Origin of the sequence: Thioalkalicoccus limnaeus (genome assembly GCF_041197575.1) — a bacterium.
Classification (GTDB): Bacteria; Pseudomonadota; Gammaproteobacteria; order Chromatiales; family Chromatiaceae; genus Thioalkalicoccus; species Thioalkalicoccus limnaeus.
Genome location: NZ_JBDKXB010000028.1, coordinates 1 through 19,542, shown reverse-complemented (window position 1 = coordinate 19,542; position 19,542 = coordinate 1). Strand labels below are relative to the sequence as shown.

Sequence of the window (19,542 nt, the reverse complement as noted above, 5' to 3'; positions counted from 1 at the left end):
CAGAACAGTTGAATTCGAACCTGAATAGATACTAAAAGCATCTGAATTCGCTTAAATTATTATGTAATTCTCTCGGTATTGCTGTGGTCTTGGCCGTTCGTGCATGATCCCACCAACCTGATTCCCCAAGGTGTTTTTGACTAAATCTCTCGGGAATCGGTTCGGAAACAGATCGTGACTATCGGCCCCCATCGGTGCCCTCACCGATCGCCTCTCGAGGACCACAGATGCCAATCACAGATACCTTCTATGAGGCCATGCGCCGCCGGGGGATCAGCCGTCGCCGCTTTCTCGAGTTCTGCGGTGTGACGGCCGCCTCGCTTGGCCTCGCACCGTCTTTCGCCGGTCACATTGCCGAGGCGATGGAGACCAAGCCACGGATCCCGGTCATCTGGCTCCACGGCCTGGAGTGCACCTGCTGCTCGGAGTCCTTCATTCGTTCGGCCCACCCGCTGGCTAGCGACATCATCCTCTCGATGATCTCGCTCGACTACCAGGATCTGATCATGGCCGCCGCCGGCCATCAGGCCGAGGCGATCCTCGAAGAGACACGGGAGAAGTACAAAGGCCGCTATCTCCTCGCGGTCGAGGGGAACGCCCCGCTCGAGCAGGACGGCATGAGCTGTATCGTCGCCGGTCGGCCGTTCGTCGAGCAGTTGCACGAGATGGCCGCCGATGCTCAGGCCGTTGTCGCTTGGGGTACCTGCGCCTCCTGGGGTTGCGTGCAGGCCGCCCATCCGAATCCGACCCGCGCGACCCCGGTGCACCAGGTGATTCGCGACAAGCCGGTCATCAAGGTGCCCGGCTGCCCGCCGATCGCGGAGGTCATGACCGGGGTGCTGACCTATATGTTGACCTTCGAGCGCCTGCCACCGCTCGATCGGCAGGGCCGACCCTTGATGTTCTACGGTCAGCGCATTCACGACAAGTGTTATCGCCGTCCGCACTTCGACGCCGGCCAGTTTGTCGAGGCCTGGGATGACGAAGGGGCGCGGCGCGGCTACTGCCTCTACAAGATGGGCTGCAAGGGGCCCACGACCTATAACGCCTGCTCGACGGTCGGCTGGAACACGGGCGTCTCCTTCCCGATTCAGTCCGGTCACGGCTGCATCGGCTGTTCCGAGAACGCCTTCTGGGACCAGTCCGGCTTCTATCAGCAGGTCACCGACACGCGGGTCTTCGGCGTCGAGGCCAACGCCGACCGTGTCGGTTTGGCTGCCGCTGGTGCCGTTGGTGCCGCGATCGCGGCCCATGCCACCGTGAGTCTTCTGAAGCATCGCCGGCCATCGAGCACCACTGAGGAGGACAAGCCATGAGCGCTTCGATCACCACGCCGAATGGCTTCACGCTCGACCGCAGCGGGCGCCGCTTCGTCGTCGACCCGGTGACCCGGATCGAGGGCCATCTGCGCTGCGAGGTGAACCTCGACGAGGACAACGTCATCCGCAACGCCGTCAGTGCCGGCACCATGTGGCGCGGGCTCGAGGTGATCCTGCGCGGGCGCGACCCGCGCGATGCCTGGGCCTTCACGCAACGGATCTGCGGCGTCTGCACCGGGACGCACGCGCTGACCTCGGTTCGGGCGGTCGAGGATGCCCTCGGCATCCCGATTCCCGAGAACGCCAACTCGATCCGCAACATCATGCAGCTCACGCTCCAGGCCCAAGACCACCTGGTGCATTTCTATCATCTGCACGCGCTCGACTGGGTCGATGTCGTCTCGGCGTTGAAGGCCGATCCCAAGGCGACCAGCGCGCTGGCCCAGTCGATCAGCGATTGGCCCAAGTCATCGCCGGGCTATTTCCGGGACATCCAGCAGCGGCTCAAGCGCTTCGTCGAACTCGGACAGCTCGGGCCTTTCATGAATGGCTATTGGGGCAATCCGGCCTACCGGCTGCCGCCCGAGGCCAACCTGATGGCGGTGGCCCACTACCTGGAAGCGCTCGACTTCCAGAAGGAGATCGTCAAGATCCACGCCGTCTACGGTGGCAAGAACCCACACCCGAACTGGATCGTCGGTGGCATGCCCTGCGCCATCAATGTCGACGGCGCAGGGGCCGTCGGTGCCGTCAACATGGAGCGGCTGAATCTCGTCAGCGCGATCATCGACCAGACCATCGAGTTCATCGACAAGGTCTACCTACCGGACCTGATCGCGATCGCGTCCTTCTACAAGGACTGGACCTACGGTGGCGGCCTGAGCCGCCAGGCGGTCCTGTCCTATGGCGACATCCCGGAGCACGCCAACGACGATTCGGCCGACAACCTGCTGATGCCGCGCGGGGCCATCATCAACGGCAATCTGAGCGAGGTCCACGATGTGGACCTGCGCGATCCGGACGAGATCCAGGAGTTCGTCACCCACTCTTGGTTCCGCTATGCCGATGAGGCGCGTGGCCTTCACCCCTGGGACGGGGTGACCGAGCCCAACTTCGCCCTCGGCCCGAACACCGTTGGGACGAGGACCCGGATCGAGGAGATCGACGAGGACGCGAAGTACTCGTGGGTCAAGGCACCGCGATGGCGCGGCCACGCGATGGAGGTGGGTCCGCTGGCGCGCTATGTGATCGGCTATGCGAAGGGCATTCCCGAGTTCAAGGAGCCGGTCGACAAGGTACTGACGGACCTTGGGCTGCCGCTCGATGCGCTCTTCTCGACACTCGGGCGCACCGCGGCGCGCGGGCTCGAGGCATCCTGGGCTGCCCATAAGATGCGCCATTTCCAGGACAAGCTGGTCGCCAATATCAAGGCCGGCGATACCGCCACGGCCAACACCGAGCGTTGGGATCCGAAGACCTGGCCGAAGGAGGTCCGCGGCGTCGGCACCACCGAGGCACCCCGTGGCGCGCTCGGCCACTGGGTCCTGATCCGTGATGGCCGGATCGCCAACTACCAGGCCGTTGTGCCGACCACCTGGAACGCCTCGCCGCGCGATGCGGCCGGCAACATCGGCGCCTACGAGGCGGCGCTGCTCGGCACACCGCTCGCCAAGGCCGACGAGCCGTTGGAGATCCTGCGCACGCTGCACAGTTTCGATCCTTGTCTCGCCTGCGCGACGCATATCATCGGCCCGGATGGCCAAGAGCTGACCCGGATCCAGGTGCGCTGAGGCTTCTGGGACATATCAATCGGCCCGAAAGTCATCGGAGGCGCCTCGCGGCGACCGTCGGCGGGAGGGATCCCGCCGCCGAGCTGACACGGACGTCCTTGCAGCGTGTCGCAGCGCGCCGTCTGCGATGACTTTTGCAACCCTCGATAACGAGCATCGTCCACGATCGACTATTCCAGCGTGAGCGCGCGGAGGACATCCCATGCCCAACGGTCTGCCACAGGTCAAACAGACGGCCGTTTACGTCTACCAGGCTCCCTTGCGGGCCTGGCACTGGATCAACGCCTTGGCGATCACCATCCTGGCGATCACTGGCTACCTGATCGCCAATCCACCCCCGTCGCTGCCGGGTGAGGCCAGCGACCACTTTTTGATGGGCTATATCCGTTTCGCCCATTTCGCGACGGCCTATGTCTTTGCCGTCGGCTTCCTGTTCCGGATCTACTGGGCCTTCGTCGGCAATCGCTATGCGCGGCAGCTCTTCACGCTGCCTTTCTGGCGGGCGAGTTTCTGGCGCGAGCTGGCGCACGAGGTGCGCTGGTACGCCTTTCTCGAGAAGGAGCCCAAGAAATATGTCGGCCACAACCCGCTCGCCCACCTCTTCATGGTCACCATCATCACGGTCGGCGGCCTGGTCATGATCGTCACCGGCTTCGCCCTCTACTCGGAGCAGACGGGTCTCGGTAGCTGGCAGGATCAGTTGTTCGGCTGGGTCATCCCGTTCGTCGGCCAGAGCCAGGACGTGCGGATGTGGCACCACTGGGGCATGTGGATCATCGTCGTCTTCGTGATGCTGCACGTCTACACCGCGATCCGCGAGGACATCATGTCGCGCCAGAGCCTGATCAGCACCATGATCAGCGGTTGGCGGATGTTCAAGGATGACCGGCCATGAGGGGCCGGCCGCCGGCGGCGCGGCCGGATGCCGGCCCGCCGCGGGTGCTGATCCTCGGCATCGGGAATCTGCTGTGGGCCGACGAAGGCTTCGGTGTGCGCGTCGTCGAGGTCTTGCAGCAACGTTGGCGTTTCCCGGCGCAGGTCGCGCTGCTCGACGGTGGTACCCAGGGGCTCAATCTGCTCGACCGGGTCCGGGCCGCGGACATCCTCGTCGTCTTCGATGCGATCGACTATGGCTTATCGCCCGGGACCCTGATGCGGGTCGAGGGTGACGAGGTCCCCAAGTACCTCGGCGCGAAGAAGATGAGCCTGCACCAAACGGGCTTCCAGGAGGTGCTGGCGCTCGCGGCCCTGCTCGGCGAGTTCCCCAAGAACCTTCTGCTGATCGGTGTGCAGCCGGTCGAACTGGATGACTATGGCGGCAGCCTCCGGCCGGCCGTGAAGGCCCAGATCGAGCCCGCCATCGCGTTGGCGCTGGCCTACCTCGCCGATTTCGGCATCGTCGCCGAAACCTGCCCTGACTCGACCGCAGACCCGCTGGGCGGACTCACCCACCCGTCGCTCGCGCTTGCCCCGTACGAAGCCGAGCGCCCGAGCGCGGCGGCCGCCTATCGCCGCGGCGATGCCCGCGTCCTGTCCCGCCTGCGCACTCGATCGGGGCGGGTCGAACAATAATAGGCGGGCTCGCTGTGCCGGCGAGGCTGGTGGCGGATTTCGGCGGATTGTCCGGAATTCGGTATCGTGGACTTCTCGAGTCGGCGATGGCGCGGCCGCGACAGCTCTGCGCCGAGCGTCGCGGGCGGATGCCGTTGGCAGGGGGCGAGTGCCCAACCGACTACCATGACGTGCCCCTTCATCGTCGCACTCGGCATGGGAGGTCCAATCGGCCTCGGATTCAGTGATAATGAAGCGACGCAACGCCGCACCAACTGGGTGAGTCTGGGAAGGCGCCCGTTGTGCCTTCATCGAATTGCGCGTTGAGGAGTCTTGTCGCCTCGCAGGCCGTCTGCTTCACGGAACCTGGCTGTGAACTACCGCAGCCTGCTCGCCCACCGCGCCGTTGAACCGCCGGGAGATGTTCGAACCATGACCGATCTTTCGCTCGTGCTCCTTTCCGGGATTCTGGTCGCCTTCGCTGCCGCCAGCTTCGCCTTGGCCCCGCGCGCCCGAACGGCCGATGGATTCTTCTTCGGCTCGAGCCCGGCGGGAACGAAACCCGGCGTCTGGACCCTGACCTTCTCCCAGGTTACCACCTGGATCTTCGCGCGTTCGCTGCTCAACGCCGCGATCCTCGGCTATTTCTTCGGCATCGCCGGCGCGCTGGCCTACACCGCCTACTACCTGTCGTTCCTGACCGGCGGATGGATCGTCGACCAGCTCCGCTTTCGTCACGGGGCTCGCAACATCCAGAGTTTCATGCAGGCCCGGTTCGGCCGACTGGGCACCGGTAGCTTCAATCTGCTGATCGGCGTTCGACTGGTCTCCGAGGTATTCGCCAACCTTCTGGTCGTCGGCATCGTGTTCGGTGCGACCGGCAGCCTCGCTTATGCCACCGCCATCCTCGCAGTGGCCGGCGTCACGCTGGGCTACTCGATGCTGGGCGGATTGCACGCCTCCCTCCGAACCGACGTGCTGCAGTTCGGGACGCTGGCGATACTGCTCACGGTGCTTTTTGTCATGATGCTTTTCGCACCCGAGTTCGACGCCGGAGCGATTCTGGCGAGCAGTCCGGATCCGGTCAGCCCCGGCTGGATCCTGCTGCTGGTCGCACTCCTCCAGGTGTTGAGCTATCCGCTGCACGACCCGGTGATGACCGACCGGGGTTTTCTGGCCGACCGGAGCACGACCCGACGCAGCTTCGTGCAGGCCTTCTGGATCTCGTCGCTGCTGATCCTGGCCTTCGGCTTGCTTGGCGTCTTCACCGGACTGCACCGCAGCGGCGAAGAGGCCTTTCTCGACACGCTCACCCGCATGATGGGGCAGCCGGCCGCGCTGCTGCTCGGCGTGGCGCTGGTGATCTCGGCCGCTTCGACGATGGATTCCACCTTTTCCAGCACCGCCAAGCTCGCCGTGGTCGACATGGGTCTCGGGCGGGGGGCACCCGCACAAGGACGCATCGCGATGGCTGTGTTCGCGCTGCTCGGTCTGCTGATGGTGTTCTTCGGCACACAGGACCTGTTCGCCGCCGTGGCGGTGAGCGGGACCGCGGCGATGTTCCTGACCCCGGTGATCATTTGGAGTATCGGCCTGAATCGGCGTGTCGCACCCGCGGCGCTCGCCGTCGCCGTGTTGGCCGCCGTCGGCGCCGCGATCCTCTATTTTCTGGAGAGCTCGGGCTACCTGGGCTGGATCGGTACGCTGACGGGTTTCAGCCACGACTACAGCAAATTGCTGCTTCTGAACCTCATCGCCCTCGGGGTTGGCCTGGCCGCCTTCGCATTGGGCGACCGGGGCCCGATGGACGCGCCGGCCTGAAGTCGATGGCTACCGCGAGTGCATCGCCCGGGCGCCTTTGCCCCGTCACCTACCGGACCCGGGCCGCGACGATCGCGAAGCTGGCTCCGCTGCACGCACACAGCGTTTTCATTGTCGGCGGTCTTTACGGAAACCTTCAAGCACTGGATGCGATCGAGGCGCTGGCCGCCCACGAAGTGGCGATGGGCCTCCCGCAACCACAACTGGTGGTCAACGGAGACTTCCACTGGTTCGACGCGGAACCCCAGTGGTTCGCAGACGTACAGCGACGCGTCAGCGCCCACGCCGCGAGCCTGGGCAACGTGGAGGCCGAACTGATCGATCCGCAACCCGGCGCAGGGTGCGGTTGCGCCTACCCGGCCTCGACCCCGGACCAGACGGTGGCCTGGTCGAACGCGATCATCGCGCGGCTGCAGGAGGCTGCGCGCCGTGCTGACGATCTCGTGAGTGGTCTCCGCGGCCTGCCCCCGCAACGGCGGCTCCAGGTCGGAGATTGCCGCATCGGCGTGGTCCATGGGGATCCGGACAGCCTCGCGGGCTGGGGTCTCGAACTCGATGCGATGCCGCCCGTCGGTCACAGCGATCCACGGCTAGAACAATGGTTCCGGGAGGCCGATGTGGACCTGCTGGCGAGCAGCCATACCTGTCGTTGTTTCGCCCAGGGTTTTCCCGGCGACCGAGCGGTGTTCAACAACGGGTCGGCCGGCATGCCGGACTTCAAGGACGACAGCCGCGTCATGATCACGCGTGTCGCCAGGCACGCCGCGGTGTTGCCGGATGACCACGCGAGCGCTTGCCGAACGCGGGTAAGGGATGCCTACATCGATGCGATCCTTGTGCCATGGGATCGCGAAGCCTTCCTGCAGCGTTTCGATCGGGTTTGGCCGCCCGGGTCACCGGCGATGCTCAGCTACCGTCGCCGCATCACAGATGGGCCCGATCACCACGCGAACGCGGCCTGCCGCGTGTCGCAATGATCCCGGTCGGCGTTGGATGCGGGGACTTGTGTGCGCGTGGCGGAACCTGCCGCGATCTTCGGGACTGCTCGAGCATGGCTGCACCGGTCGGGGTCCTGTTCACGCGCGGGTTGTCGTCGGTCGCCCAGGTCGTGCGCGGAATTCGCGACGAGATGGTGCCCGGCGAGTTTCGCGTGCAGGCAAGCTACCACACCGCGATCACGCCGTTGGCCGTGACCGCCGAGCGCTTGCACCTCGAACCGGCGCAGCTCGACGATGCGGCTTATGCCGACTGGCTCGTCGATCTGTGCGCCCGCGAAGGGATCACCATCGTCTGGCCGCAGTCGCGTTGGCGCGGATTGCTGCGTAACGCGCACCGACTGCGCCGTGACGGGCTGCACTGGATGCTTCCGGTCCCGGACCTCGCGACCTTCGAGCGGCTCGACAACAAGCAGACCTTTCTCGCGTATCTGGCCCAGGCGGCCCCGGAGATCGCGCTGCCTGTCCACCGCCCGGTCGTAACCAGCCTCGGGTTCCGAGAGGCCTACCGGGAGCTTGCGCGCGACCACGAGGAACCGCTCTGCATCAAGCCGGCCCGCGGCATCTTTGGCGGCGGCTTCCGCATCATCGACGCCAGCCGGTCGCCTTTCGATCGCTGGCTCGATAACGACGTCCAGCACGCCTCGGCCGATGAGATCGCCCGGTGGCTCGATCTCAACAAGGAACAACGCGTGTTTTTGCTGATGGAATACCTGCCCGGACCCGAGCGCTCCGTCGATTGTCTCGCCGAACACGGCGTCTTGCGCGCCGCCGTGATAAGGCGCAAGGGCACTGGCCGCGGCCAGTTGATCGAGCAGCGAGCCGCGACGCTAGACCTTGCCCGACGACTGGCCGGCCTGTTTCGACTCCACGGCATCTTCAATTTCCAGACCCGGGAGCGGGCCGATGGCCGTGAATGCCTGTTGGAGATCAACCCGCGTCCGTCCGGTGGGATCGACCTGTGCCGTGTCGCCGGCGTCAATCTGCCTTTGATGGCACTCCGCTCGGCGGTGGGCTCGTTGCCAGGCGATTGGCAACCGACACTGGACGTCGGAGCCTATGTGGCACTGCTCGAAGGGGGGATCCGGCTGGTTACTGGGCGAGAAGCAGGATCGCGAGGAGCGCGATGATGCCAAGCCACAGCACACCGACCATCACCCAATCGCGCAGCGCACGTTCGGGATCATGGTTCGTGTCGGAAGGCGATGGGCGGATCCGTTGCAGCAGTCCTATGCCAGCCGCACGGGCCCGGTTCCAAAGCCCTCGCACTGGGCCGAGCCGCCTCGCGACCAGCCGCCGCAGGGGACGAGCGACGACCAGGATGTCTCCGGGTGGGATCAGGCCGATCAGTCCACGTGTCCAGTGGGGACGCCACCAGGCCAACAGCGCGAACGGGATCGCGATCGCGATGCCGATCGCGAGCGGCCAGGCTGTCCCGGACCAGTCCTGGCCTTCGCCGAGCACGAACGGAAAGCCGATGATGACCACAAGCAACAGGCCCCAGGCCCAGAGGCCGGCGGGGCTCGTGGTGGTCTCGCTGGCGGGCAGGCGCCAGAGCACCCACAGAAGCCGGGCCATCAGGAGCAGGGTGCCGACCGTCGCCCAGGTCAGCGCCGACTTGAGCCACGCCCAATCGCCGGAAGTCAGCAAGGGTTCGAGCTGGTGTTTGGCCAGGGCGCCGCTGGACCAAGGGGCGTCGCTGAGCGCCAAGGCGAGCCCTAAGAGGCCGATCGGTACCAGTGGGGCGACGCGGGATGGGCGCGGCAGGTTGCGACGCAGCTCCACCCCGAGGAACAGTCCGCCTTTGACCAGTGCATGATGGGCGGCGAACAGCGTCAGGGCGAGGATGCCAGCCGGCGCCAGGGCGGGATCGATCAAGATCAGGCCAAGACCGAGCACGAGGATCCCCATCTTGGCGATGCTCGAATAGCCGAGGATCGCGCCAGGCAGGCGTTGCGTCAGACCGATGAGCGAAGCCCCGAAGACTGCGATCAGGCCGAGCCAGACCAGGGTTTCTCCCCAAATGGGGAGCGGCTCGCCGCCGAGCGGCAGGAAGCGTAGCCAACCGAGCAGACCGGCCTTGATCATCGCGCTGGAGAGGATGGCGGCCGTTGCGCTCGGGGCGTGGCCATAGGTCACTGGGAGCCAGGGGTGAAGCCCGGGCAGGGCAGCTTTGATGCCGAAGCCCATCAGGATCAGAAGAAAGGCCAGTTGCGACTCGGCGGCACCGGCGGCGAGGGCCGCGAGCCCCAGATGACCGGCAGCCTGGTGGGCGGCCAAGACCAACCCAGAGAAGAGCGCCACCTCGCCGACGATGGTCCAAGCAAGATAAAGCCGACCGGCGCGGCGCCGTTGCTCTCCCCCCTGGTGAGCGACGAGACCGTACGCGGCGAGGCCCATCAACGCGAAACCAACGAAGAAGCTGATTCCGTCAGCGGCCAGGATCAGCATCAGATTGCCGCCCATCGCGAGCAGGAAGAACACGCGCAGGCGTCCGGCGCGAGGCCCCCAGCGTTGCCGGTCGCTGACGAAAACGCTCGTGACGGCCCACAAGAGCGACGAAAAGGCGAGAAAGGCCCAACCGAGGGTATCGAGGGCGAAGGTGGCTCCGAACAGCATCCATGGGATCACGAAGGGTGCAGACTCGGTGGGCAGCACCGCGAGCACGAGAAGTGCCGGGATCACGCCGACCATCGGGGACCACCAGAACCCAGGTCGGTGCGCGACCGCGGCCAACGCCAGCGGCCAGGCCCAGGCCGCGATCAGGAGCAAGCCGCTCACAGTCCGTACTCGCGGATCGCGATCAGTCGCGACCACTCCAGGACGCTGAAGGGCGCCGTGGCCAGCAGCCCGAGCGCTAAGGCAAGGGCGGCGGTGATCACCGGTGGCATCAGCAGGGTCCACTTGGTTTCCCAGGTGCCGGCCGGGATCGACTCCTTCGGCCATTGCGCCGGTGGTTCGCGGAACCAGGCGCGATAGAGGATCGGCAGGAAATAGGCGGCATTGAGCAGGCTGCTGACCGCGAGCACCAAGATCACCCAGTCCATGCCGGCGGTGGCGGCCCCGACGCCGAGATACCATTTGCTGATGAAACCCGCCACGGGCGGGATGCCGATCATCCCCAAGGCCCCGATCGTGAAGGCCAGCGTCGTCCAAGGCATGCGTTGCCCGACACCATTGAGTTCGCTGACCTTGTGCACGCCGAGCGTCTCGGCATAGTTGCCGGCACCGAAGAACAGGGTGATCTTCATAATGCCCTGGTGGATCAGGTGGAGCAGCCCGCCGATGGTGCCGACCGGACCGAAGATCGCGGCGCCGAGCGCGATATAGGACACTTGACTGACGGTCGAATAGGCCAGCCGCTTCTTGAGCTCATCCTGCAACAGGGCTTGGACCGACCCATAGATGATCGTGATCGACGCGAGGATCGCCAGGGCCGTCAGCAGCCCGAGCGAGTGCGCGAACTCGATGCCATAGACGTCATAGACGATGCGGACGATCCCAAAGGCGCCGGCCTTGACGACGGCGACCGCATGCAACAGCGCGCTGACCGGCGCGGGCGCCACCATGGCCTGCGGCAGCCAGCCATGGAGCGGGACCAACGCGGCCTTGACACCGAGCCCGGCCAACATCAGGAAAAAGATCAGGATCAACTGGCCCGACAGTTCCGTCGGCAGGACATCGAGCACCCCGCCTTCGACGAAATCGACCGGCCCGGCCAGGACCTGCAGCCAGACGGCTCCGATCAGCAAGAGCGCGCCGCCGGTCATCGTATAGTACAGATAGATGCGGGCCCCGCGGGTGGCCTGAGGCGTACCGCGGTGGGCGATCAGCGGATAGGTCGCCAGCGTCAGGATCTCGTAGAAGATGACGAAGGTGATCAGGTTCCCCGCGAGCGCGATGCCGACGGTGGCCGAGACGCACAGGCTGAAGAAGCCGAAGAAACGGCTGCGGTACGGTGATCCCTCGAGATAACCGATCGCGTAGATGGTTGTGAAGAACCAAAGCCCCGACGACAGGACGACGAACAGGACCGACAGGGCATCGGCATGCAGGATCAATTCGAGGCCCGGCGCCAGAACCCACCGCGATTCGTAGACCTGGTTCTGCAGGACCCCCCAAACCATGATGCCGACGAGCACGAGTTTGAACGTGGCCCCGAACATATTGAGAACGGTCCGGGTGGTGACCTGTTCCTCCTTGAGGGCGAAGATCAGCAGCCCCGGGATTAGGGAGCTCAGGACGATCAGGGCAGGGAGCCAGTTCGTCAGCGTCATCGCAGGTCTCCGAAACCCAGCAGGAACCACAAGGGGTTCGCGGCGAGTCCGAGGACCAGCGTCGCCGTGGTCGCGAGCAGCAGTGCCGGTACCTCGGAGCGCACCGCGGTGATGCACGCATAGGGCGTTTCCTGGAACCCGAAGACCTTGCCCAGCATCCGGAAGATGTAACCGGCGGCCAACAGGGTGCCGGCCAGGACGACCAGCACCCACCACCATTGACCGGCCGCGATCGCCCCGCTGAGCAACAACCATTTCGCGGTGAAGGCCCCGCTCAGCGGCAAGCCGATCAGGGCGACGCCGGCCAGGGCGATGACGAAGGAGGTCGCCGGCAACCGTTGGACGGTGCCGGCGAGGTCGTCGATCCGGTCATGGCCCGCGCATTGCTGAATGTGGCCGGCGGCGAGGAACAGCGCGGCCTTCGCGAAGCCATGCGACAGGGCAAAGAGCACCATCGCCCCAATCAGATCGTCGCGGGCGGGGCTCGGTTCGAGCGACGCGATCACCGGGAAGAACAGAAACAGATAGCCGATCTGCGCGACCGTCGAGTAGGCCGCCATCAATTTGAGGCGCTCGGCCATCACGGCTTGCCAGGAGCCCCATAGGATGGCCGCGGCCCCGAGGATGCCCAGAAGATTGGCCGCGGCTGGGGTCACGATGGGTCCGAAGAGGTCGAACCAGAGGCGCAAGATCAAGTAGAAGGATACCTTGACCACCAGGGCCGACAGTGCGGCGCTGACCGGTGCCGGGGCGTTACCGTGCGCCGGCGGCAACCAGAAGTGCATCGGAAACAGGGCGGTCTTGATCAACAGCCCGCCGATCATCAACGTCAGCGCACCCCAGGCCACCGGACCCGAGGTGATGGCGTCGGCCAAAAGCCCCAGATCCAGCGTGCCATAGGCGCCATAGAGGAGTGTGACCCCGAGGAGATAGGTGATCGCGCCGAGCAGACTCGCCAACAGATAACGCAAGCTCGCCGATACCGCATCGCGCGTTCCGGTCAAGGCGGCTAGCGCGACGGCGGCGAGCCCGAGCAACTCCAGCGCGACATAGATGTTGAACAGATCGGCGGCGATGAAGAGCCCGTTCAGCGAGGCCCACAAGAGCATCCACAGGGGCCAGAAATGGCGCCGCACGGCCTTGTCGCCGAAGTACTCCGCGGAGTAGAAGGTCGCGGCCAGGGTGACCAGGTTCGACATCGCCAACAGCGCGACCGAAAGGCCGTCGGCCTGCAGCGCAATCCCGAGCGGCGCACCCCAACCGCCGAAATCGGAGCGTTGCACACCGTCGAGCGCCACCTCGACGGTCAGCGCCAAGGCGGCGGCCGTGGTGGCTAGGCCCGCGACCAACGACAGGGGGAGACTCCGCCGCGGCCACAGCGTTGCCCCGATCGCGCCGAGCAGCGGCAGCGCGACAGCCAAGGCCAGGGTATCAATCACCGTCCTGATCCTCCAGGCGACGCCAGAGAGCGAGGGCCAGCGCGGTGGCGCTGACGGCGACGACGATGCCGGTCAGCACCAGGGCGTGCGGCACCGGGTCCGGCGCGGCCTCCTGGCCGCGGTAGGCGAAGGTGACGAAGATCAGGAAGACACCGCTGCCCATCACGTTCAGCGCGATCAGCTTGCGTAACACCGGTGCATGCATGATGAAGGACCAGAGCCCGAGGAAGAAGAGCAGCAGCCCCGCGGCGATGTAAAGGCCTTGGGTCATCATGCGGACCCCTCGTCGCCCACGCGACCGCCGACGTAGGCCGCGGCCAGCGTCGCGCCGATGGCCAGGGTCGCCGCGGTCTCGATCGACAAGATCAGCCATTTGGCGTGGGCCAGGGGATAGGTCAGGAAGCCTTGGCCAATCACCAGCAGGCCGAGACCGACGAGCACGAAGGCCGCGAGACCGGCAACCGCCAGCGCACGCAACCAGACCCCGCGCGGAAGGCCGGCATCGGCCTGTCCGGACAGGCGCAGCACGACGCCGGCAGCGGCGAGCAGGGCCCCGGCCTGGAAGGCGCCACCCGGCGCATGACCGCCGACCCACAACAGGTACCCGGCCGCGAGGATCAGCAGCGGCACCAGCCAATCGGTCAGGCTCGCAAACACGATCCCGGCGCGTTCGAAACCGGGACTTGCCGGCCCAGCGGCCCAGATCCCGAGCAGCGCGGCCAGCAAAACGGCCATCTCGAGCAGCGTGTCGTAGGCGCGGAAGTTCAGCAGCACCGAGGTCACCGGGTTCGACACGCCGCTGAGCGGGATGGCGTCTGCGGCAATCACGGCCAAACGCTCCGGCGGCCCTTCGAGCAGCGCCACGGTGAAGGCCCAGAATAAGAGCCCACCGAGAATCGCGAAGAGAGAGGCGAACAGAATTCGTCCGAGGGTGGGCGTCATCTCGGGCCCTCCTCGCGGTCGACGCGGAGGTCGGTCCGTCGGCGCTGGCCCTCCATCGACCGACGCGCGGCGGCGAGCAGCATCGCACCGCTGAGGCCGGCACCGATCGCGGCCTCGGCCAGCGCGACATCGGGCGCGCGCAGCCGCGCCCAGGCCAGGGCCATCAACAGACCGAACACGATGAACAGGATCACGGCCCGTTGGATGTCGGCGCTGAAGAGACAGAAGACCGCCATCGCGATCAGCGACACGACCAGGAGCAGGTCGAACAGCGTCAGATCCATCGTCATTCAGATCTCCTCGCGTTGATCTTGCAGCGCGCGTTTGGCGATCAGATGGGCGCCCGAGGCACCGGAGATGACCACAAGCAGCCAGATCAGGACCAGTTTGAGCGCATACAGCCAGTCCGGAGCCAGCAGGATCAGACCCAGGACCAGGAATCCGAGCCCGAGGTTGTCAGCCTTGGTCAGTGCGTGCAGCCGCGAGAAACCGTCCGGAAGCCGCAACAGGCCGACGGTCCCGGCGATGTAAAAAAAACACCCGGCGATCAGCAGCGCCGCGGCGATCCAGTTCATCATCGATCCCTCTCCGGGTTCGGCCATCGCCGGGTGAAGGCGGCAATGGCCACCGCCGCCAATAGCGCGAAAACCAGGGCGACATCGGTCAGTGCTGGGGCATCGAGCACCCGTGTCAGGACCAGCAACACGCCGACGCCGGTCGTGCCCAGCAGTTGCGCGGCCATCATCCGATCAGCGGCGGTCGGTCCGCGAACCACGCGGATCAGGCTCACGGCCATCGTCGCGAACAGCAGCAGCGCCACGGCCAACAGGAATTCAGTCATCGGTGTCGTCCGTCAAATCCTCGCGAAACATATCGCCCACGAGTCGTTCCAGTTCTTTGAGGCTCGGTTCCAGATCGACGCTGGTATCGATGGAGTGGATCACGGCGTGTTGGTCGTCGTCGAGATTCGCGCCAAGCGTGCCTGGCAACAGGCTCAGCGTATCCAGGAACACGACCAGTGCCGCACGACTGCGCAACCGCACCCGATACCGATAGAACCCGGGTTTGATGCGCAGGCGCGGGCCCAGGACACGTGCCGCGACATCCAGGCCGCCGCGCAGGGAACCCCACAAGAAGTAGGGGACAAAGCGCATGATACCCAACGGCGACAAAGTCCGGGGGTGGGCTGGCGCCAGGAGCAGACTGACCCAAGTTGCGAAGAGCACGGATGGTATACCGAAGACCCAGGACTCCGGGTCGGCGCCGGTGATAATCGACCAGACGGCGGTAAAAAAGACGAGCCGCACGATAATTGTCGACAGTGTCGCATCGGGGAGCCGATAGTCCATGTCTTGCGTCCTTCGTTGCTTGGGGATGACAGGCGGGGCGCGATCGAGCGCCAGGGATCGTCCATCGGCCCGCGAACACGATACATAGTGTCCCAGTAGACCCGATCCAAGCAATCGGGGTGGGCACGGCTGAGCTAGGAGTCGTCCCGAAAGCGCAATGGGCCGCCGCGGACTGAGGTCAGCCGGTCAGGCGCTTGAGCCAGAAGGTCATTGGTTTCGCGGTTTGTTCGGGCTCGTCGAGGTCCTTCCAGGTGTAGGTGGTCGCGAGTTCCGGGTGTTTGACGTAGCCGCGGCGGCCCCAGAAGGCATCGAGCGGCACGTGGCCCGCGGGGCGGCGCGGATGGTCGGCAGGTCGCTCGACGGCGCAGAAGGCGGTGTGGGTGAAGCCCCCGAGCGCGCCGGCGTAGCCCTCGCGCTCTTCGAAGAAGCGCACGCCGAGGCCGCGGCCGCGGTACGCGGGCAGCAGGACGGATTCGCCGAAGTAGAAGATCCGCTGCGGGTCGTAACCCTGGGCGATGAAGGGGCGTTTGAATTCGTCCGTTTCATCGGCCATTGGCAATCCGGTCGAGGCGCCGACGATGCGCTCCCCGTCGCGCACGAGGACGAACAGGCTCTCGGGCGAGGCGCTGTAGGTCGCCAGATAGTGCTTTTCGTACTCCATGTCGCCGTCGTAGAGGTAGGGCCACTCGCGGAACACCGCGATGCGCAGCCGCGCGACCTCGCTCAGGTAGGGGGCGATGGCGGCGCCGGTCAGGCGCTCGACGTTCGGTTCGGTCATCTTGGGTCCTCCGTTGGCCGGGTCGAGGTGGCGGTGTCGTTTACCTCGCGCGTCGCGGATGATCTAATCCGGGAAAGGTAATCCGCATCCTTGGGTTTTTCCATGCGACAGATGCACAGGGCTAGCCTGACCGAACCGCTGCTTCAGGTCACGGACCTGACGGTCGAGATCCGTCATGCATCCGGCAACTGGCGCATCCTGGATCGGGTGAGCCTGTCGGTGCGGGCCGGGGAGACGCTGGCCTTGCTCGGCGAATCCGGTTGCGGCAAGACGATGGCCGCGTTGGCGCTGGTCCGGCTGCTGGCCGCGCCGGTGCAGATCACTGCCGGAAGGATTCAGCTCGCTGGCCGGGACTTGGTGTCACTGCCCGAATCGGCGATGCGCCGAGTCCGCGGCGGCGAGATCGCGATGATCTTTCAGGAACCGCAAAGCGCGCTGAATCCGGTCATGCCGATCGGCCGACAGATCGCCGAGGCCGTGCGGCTGCACGCGGGCCAGATGGCTTCGCGCGACCCGATGCAACGGGTCGTCGAACTGCTGACCGAGGTCGGGATCCCGGATCCGGCGCGGCGCGTCGATGACTACCCGCATCAATTGTCCGGTGGCATGAAGCAGCGGGTCATGATCGCAATGGCCTTGGCCGGTCGGCCGAAGTTGTTGATCGCCGACGAGCCGACGACGGCCCTCGATGTCACGATTCAGGCGCAGATCCTGGCTCTGCTGAAGGACCTGCAACAGCGCACCGGGATGGCGATACTGTTGATCACGCACGATCTCGGGGTCGTCGCCCAGACCGCCGATCGGTTGGCTGTGATGTATGCGGGGCAGATCGTCGAGACCGCCCCGAGCGGTGCCTTCTTCGCCGGCCCGGCGCATCCATACAGCCTGAAGCTGATGCTGAGCCGCCCGACCTTGGCGCGGCGCGGCCGGGCGCTCGCGGTGATTCCAGGGCGGGTGCCGCCGCTTGGCCATGCCCATCGGGGTTGCCGATTCGCCGAACGGTGCGACCGGGCGCATGCTGCCTGCCATCAGCGGGAACCGGACTGGCATCCCCTGAACGACGCGCATCGGGTCCGCTGTCATCTGTGGGCCGCCGGCCAACTGGCCGCGGCTCCGCCTGAAGCCGCCGCGCCGGAGCCCGCGCGGCACCCTCGGGGGGGGGCGGAGCCACGGCTGCAAGTAGCCGATTTGGCCATTCACTTCCCGATCCGCCGAGGGTTTCTGGGTCGAACGGTCGGTGCGCTCAAGGCGGTCGATGGCGTGTCCCTGACGTTGCACGCCGGGCGAACCCTGGCGCTGGTTGGCGAGTCTGGCTGCGGCAAGACGACCGTGGGCCTCGGCCTGCTGGGGCTCGTGCCGACGACGGCCGGGGCGATCCGCTACGCCGGGCACGATCTCGCCGATCTCGGCGAACGCCGCATGCGTCCGCTGCGCAAGGATTTGCAGATCGTGTTTCAGGATCCCTATGCCTCGATGAACCCGCGCATGCGCATCGGCGACATCGTCGCCGAAGGATTGCTGACGCTCGGACTCGTGCGCGGCCGTCGCGCTCGCTGGCGGCGCGCCGCGGAGCTTCTGGAGCAGGTCGGCCTGCGTCCGGACGATGCGAATCGCTATCCGCACCAGTTCTCGGGCGGCCAGCGGCAGCGCATCAGTATCGCGCGCGCGCTCGCGGTCGAACCCGAGATCATCGTTTGCGACGAGCCAACGAGCGCGCTCGATGTGTCAGTGCAGGCACAGATCCTGAACCTGCTCCAAGAGCTGCAAAGCGATCGAGACCTGTCGTTCCTATTCATCACGCATGACCTGTCGGTGGTTTCGCACATGGCCCATGAGGTCGCGGTCATGTACCTCGGCCGGATCGTCGAGCGTGGACGCCTCGACGAGGTGCTCGGGGACCCGCGGCACCCGTACACGAAAGCCCTGCTGTCGGCGGTTCCAGATGCCGACGGGCAGCGGCCGGTGATCCGACTGACCGGTGACCTGCCATCGCCGGCCGCGCCGCCGGCGGGGTGTCACTTCGAGCCGCGCTGTCCCGAGGCGCAGCCAGCCTGCGCCATGAGCTATCCCGGGGCGGTGCCGATCAGTGCGACTCACCAGGCCCACTGTCACCGCCTAGGGGCCGCGGGCACTGGCGAACAGAGGGCTTGACCGCCTCGCTAACCTCGATGAGGCGCCGTGGATCCATGGATCCCGCCACCGGAGGATCCCGGATGGAAGTACCTGACCAAGTGGACAGCCAGCCTCAAACGCCGCGCCGCGCGCTGCTGGATCTGATCGATGTGGGCCTGACCGCGGTCCACGGCCGCGCGGGCGTTGCGCGGACCCTTGCGGCGCGGCCGATGTCCGGGCCGGTGAGGTTGATCGCGCTCGGCAAGGCGGCCCAGGCGATGGCCGAGGGTGCGATCGAACGCCTCGGCGATGATCTCGTCGGCGGCCTGGTGGTATCGAAGGCCGGGCATCTGCGGCCGGAGCGGCTGATCGATGATGGATTGATGCCGATCGTCGGCGGTCATCCGCTGCCCGATGCCGGCAGTCTGATCGCGGGCCGAGCCTTGATCGCGGAGCTGACGCAGCACCGCCAACCAACCTTGTTCCTGCTGTCAGGTGGCGCCTCGAGCCTCGTCGAAGACCCGGTCGGCGGGTTGAACCTGGCCGATCTGCGCCGCGCGAACGACTGGCTGCTGGCGAGCGGTTGGTCGATCGGCGACATCAATCTGGTGCGCAAGGCGCTGTCGCGGATCAAGGGCGGCGGGCTCCTGAAGTGGCTGTGCGGCCGACCGGTTCGAGCGCTCGCGATCTCGGACGTCCCGGGTGACGACCCGTCGGTGATCGGCTCCGGGCTTCTGGTGCCGGATCCCACCCTGGCGTCCCGGGTCCGTGCCCTGGCGCCGCCGGGGTGGCTTGCGGCCTGGGTCGAGCGAGGGTTGGCCGAACGGGCGGACGATCCGGGTCCAGGGGTGGATCTCGAGTGGATCGCGACGCTCGACCAGGCCAAGGCTGCCGTCGCGGCGGCAGCCCGTGCCCAGGGGTGGCCGGTCTATCGACAGGATGTCTTCATCGCCGGCGATGCCGAGGGACAGGGTGCCGCGCTCGGCGCCCGATTGCGTGACGGCCCACCGGGGCTGCATCTCTGGGGGGGCGAAACGACGGTCCGCTTACCCAACGAACCGGGACGCGGCGGCCGCAATCAGCAGCTGGCGCTGTCCGCCGCTCGAGCGATCGCCGGCTGCGCCGATTGCTGGTTCGCCAGCATCGGCACCGATGGGAGCGATGGCCCG

General features: G+C 66.2%; 19 protein-coding genes. 9 read left to right on the top strand and 10 right to left on the bottom strand.

Going from position 1 to position 19,542, the window contains the following annotated elements; genetic code table 11:
* The first annotated feature begins 227 nt into the window (after nucleotides 1-227).
* The 7 genes from ABC977_RS15390 to ABC977_RS15360 all read left to right on the top strand — a co-directional run bounded on the left by ABC977_RS15390 (nucleotide 228) and on the right by ABC977_RS15360 (nucleotide 8,606).
* Nucleotides 228-1,316: a hydrogenase small subunit gene (locus ABC977_RS15390; protein WP_369668162.1), complete on the top strand. Its 1,089-nt coding sequence runs from the start codon at nucleotides 228-230 to the stop codon at nucleotides 1,314-1,316.
* Complete coding sequence (locus ABC977_RS15385; RefSeq protein WP_369668161.1) at nucleotides 1,313-3,109, top strand: nickel-dependent hydrogenase large subunit; 1,797 nt, start codon at nucleotides 1,313-1,315, stop codon at nucleotides 3,107-3,109. The genes ABC977_RS15390 and ABC977_RS15385 overlap by 4 nt, the downstream gene beginning before the upstream one ends.
* Nucleotides 3,110-3,311: 202 nt before the next feature.
* Nucleotides 3,312-4,004 (top strand): Ni/Fe-hydrogenase, b-type cytochrome subunit, encoded by a 693-nt coding sequence (gene cybH / locus ABC977_RS15380; protein ID WP_369668160.1) that lies wholly within the window; start codon nucleotides 3,312-3,314, stop codon nucleotides 4,002-4,004.
* Nucleotides 4,001-4,681: a HyaD/HybD family hydrogenase maturation endopeptidase gene (locus tag ABC977_RS15375; protein ID WP_369668159.1), complete on the top strand. Its 681-nt coding sequence runs from the start codon at nucleotides 4,001-4,003 to the stop codon at nucleotides 4,679-4,681. The genes cybH and ABC977_RS15375 overlap by 4 nt, the downstream gene beginning before the upstream one ends.
* Nucleotides 4,682-5,092: 411 nt before the next feature.
* Nucleotides 5,093-6,481, top strand: coding sequence for a sodium:proline symporter (locus ABC977_RS15370; protein WP_369668158.1), 1,389 nt, complete (start codon nucleotides 5,093-5,095; stop codon nucleotides 6,479-6,481).
* Nucleotides 6,482-6,486: 5 nt separating this feature from the next.
* Nucleotides 6,487-7,458, top strand: a complete 972-nt coding sequence (locus tag ABC977_RS15365; RefSeq protein ID WP_369668157.1) for a metallophosphoesterase family protein — start codon at nucleotides 6,487-6,489, stop codon at nucleotides 7,456-7,458.
* A gap of 74 nt (nucleotides 7,459-7,532) precedes the next feature.
* Nucleotides 7,533-8,606: an ATP-grasp domain-containing protein gene (locus ABC977_RS15360; RefSeq protein ID WP_369668156.1), complete on the top strand. Its 1,074-nt coding sequence runs from the start codon at nucleotides 7,533-7,535 to the stop codon at nucleotides 8,604-8,606.
* Here the strand turns inward: ABC977_RS15360 and ABC977_RS15355 are convergent.
* The 10 genes from ABC977_RS15355 to ABC977_RS15310 form a co-directional block, all read right to left on the bottom strand.
* Entirely contained in the window at nucleotides 8,569-10,257 is a 1,689-nt protein-coding gene (locus tag ABC977_RS15355) for a complex I subunit 5 family protein (RefSeq protein WP_369668155.1), read from the bottom strand. The two genes, ABC977_RS15360 and ABC977_RS15355, sit on opposite strands and share 38 nt — an antisense overlap.
* Complete coding sequence (locus tag ABC977_RS15350; protein ID WP_369668154.1) at nucleotides 10,254-11,753, bottom strand: complex I subunit 5 family protein; 1,500 nt, start codon at nucleotides 11,751-11,753, stop codon at nucleotides 10,254-10,256. Before ABC977_RS15350 ends, ABC977_RS15355 begins: the two co-directional genes overlap by 4 nt.
* The gene (locus ABC977_RS15345) at nucleotides 11,750-13,192 is read right to left on the bottom strand and encodes a complex I subunit 5 family protein (RefSeq protein ID WP_369668153.1); all 1,443 of its coding nucleotides are present in this window, start codon (nucleotides 13,190-13,192) and stop codon (nucleotides 11,750-11,752) included. Before ABC977_RS15345 ends, ABC977_RS15350 begins: the two co-directional genes overlap by 4 nt.
* Nucleotides 13,185-13,466 (bottom strand): cation:proton antiporter subunit C, encoded by a 282-nt coding sequence (locus ABC977_RS15340; protein WP_369668152.1) that lies wholly within the window; start codon nucleotides 13,464-13,466, stop codon nucleotides 13,185-13,187. Before ABC977_RS15340 ends, ABC977_RS15345 begins: the two co-directional genes overlap by 8 nt.
* The gene (locus ABC977_RS15335) at nucleotides 13,463-14,134 is read right to left on the bottom strand and encodes an MnhB domain-containing protein (RefSeq protein ID WP_369668151.1); all 672 of its coding nucleotides are present in this window, start codon (nucleotides 14,132-14,134) and stop codon (nucleotides 13,463-13,465) included. Before ABC977_RS15335 ends, ABC977_RS15340 begins: the two co-directional genes overlap by 4 nt.
* A complete protein-coding gene (locus ABC977_RS15330) occupies nucleotides 14,131-14,424 on the bottom strand; it encodes a Na(+)/H(+) antiporter subunit B (protein WP_369668150.1) in 294 nt (97 codons plus the stop codon). The genes ABC977_RS15335 and ABC977_RS15330 overlap by 4 nt, the downstream gene beginning before the upstream one ends.
* Complete coding sequence (mnhG, locus tag ABC977_RS15325) at nucleotides 14,425-14,712, bottom strand: monovalent cation/H(+) antiporter subunit G (protein WP_369668149.1); 288 nt, start codon at nucleotides 14,710-14,712, stop codon at nucleotides 14,425-14,427.
* The gene (locus ABC977_RS15320; RefSeq protein ID WP_369668148.1) at nucleotides 14,709-14,975 is read right to left on the bottom strand and encodes an MrpF/PhaF family protein; all 267 of its coding nucleotides are present in this window, start codon (nucleotides 14,973-14,975) and stop codon (nucleotides 14,709-14,711) included. The genes mnhG and ABC977_RS15320 overlap by 4 nt, the downstream gene beginning before the upstream one ends.
* On the bottom strand, nucleotides 14,968-15,483 hold the full coding sequence (locus tag ABC977_RS15315; protein ID WP_369668147.1) for a Na+/H+ antiporter subunit E: 516 nt from the start codon (nucleotides 15,481-15,483) through the stop codon (nucleotides 14,968-14,970). The genes ABC977_RS15320 and ABC977_RS15315 overlap by 8 nt, the downstream gene beginning before the upstream one ends.
* Nucleotides 15,484-15,661: 178 nt before the next feature.
* Nucleotides 15,662-16,261 (bottom strand): GNAT family N-acetyltransferase, encoded by a 600-nt coding sequence (locus ABC977_RS15310; RefSeq protein ID WP_369668146.1) that lies wholly within the window; start codon nucleotides 16,259-16,261, stop codon nucleotides 15,662-15,664.
* A 102-nt stretch (nucleotides 16,262-16,363) separates the two neighbouring features.
* Here ABC977_RS15310 and ABC977_RS15305 point away from each other — a divergent pair, with 102 nt between their 5' ends.
* Together ABC977_RS15305 and ABC977_RS15300 are read left to right on the top strand one after the other, a co-directional pair.
* Complete coding sequence (locus ABC977_RS15305) at nucleotides 16,364-18,412, top strand: ABC transporter ATP-binding protein (RefSeq protein ID WP_369668145.1); 2,049 nt, start codon at nucleotides 16,364-16,366, stop codon at nucleotides 18,410-18,412.
* Between the two features lie 62 nt (nucleotides 18,413-18,474).
* A partial coding sequence (locus tag ABC977_RS15300; RefSeq protein ID WP_369668144.1) for a DUF4147 domain-containing protein occupies nucleotides 18,475-19,542 on the top strand: 1,068 nt, incomplete at its 3' end.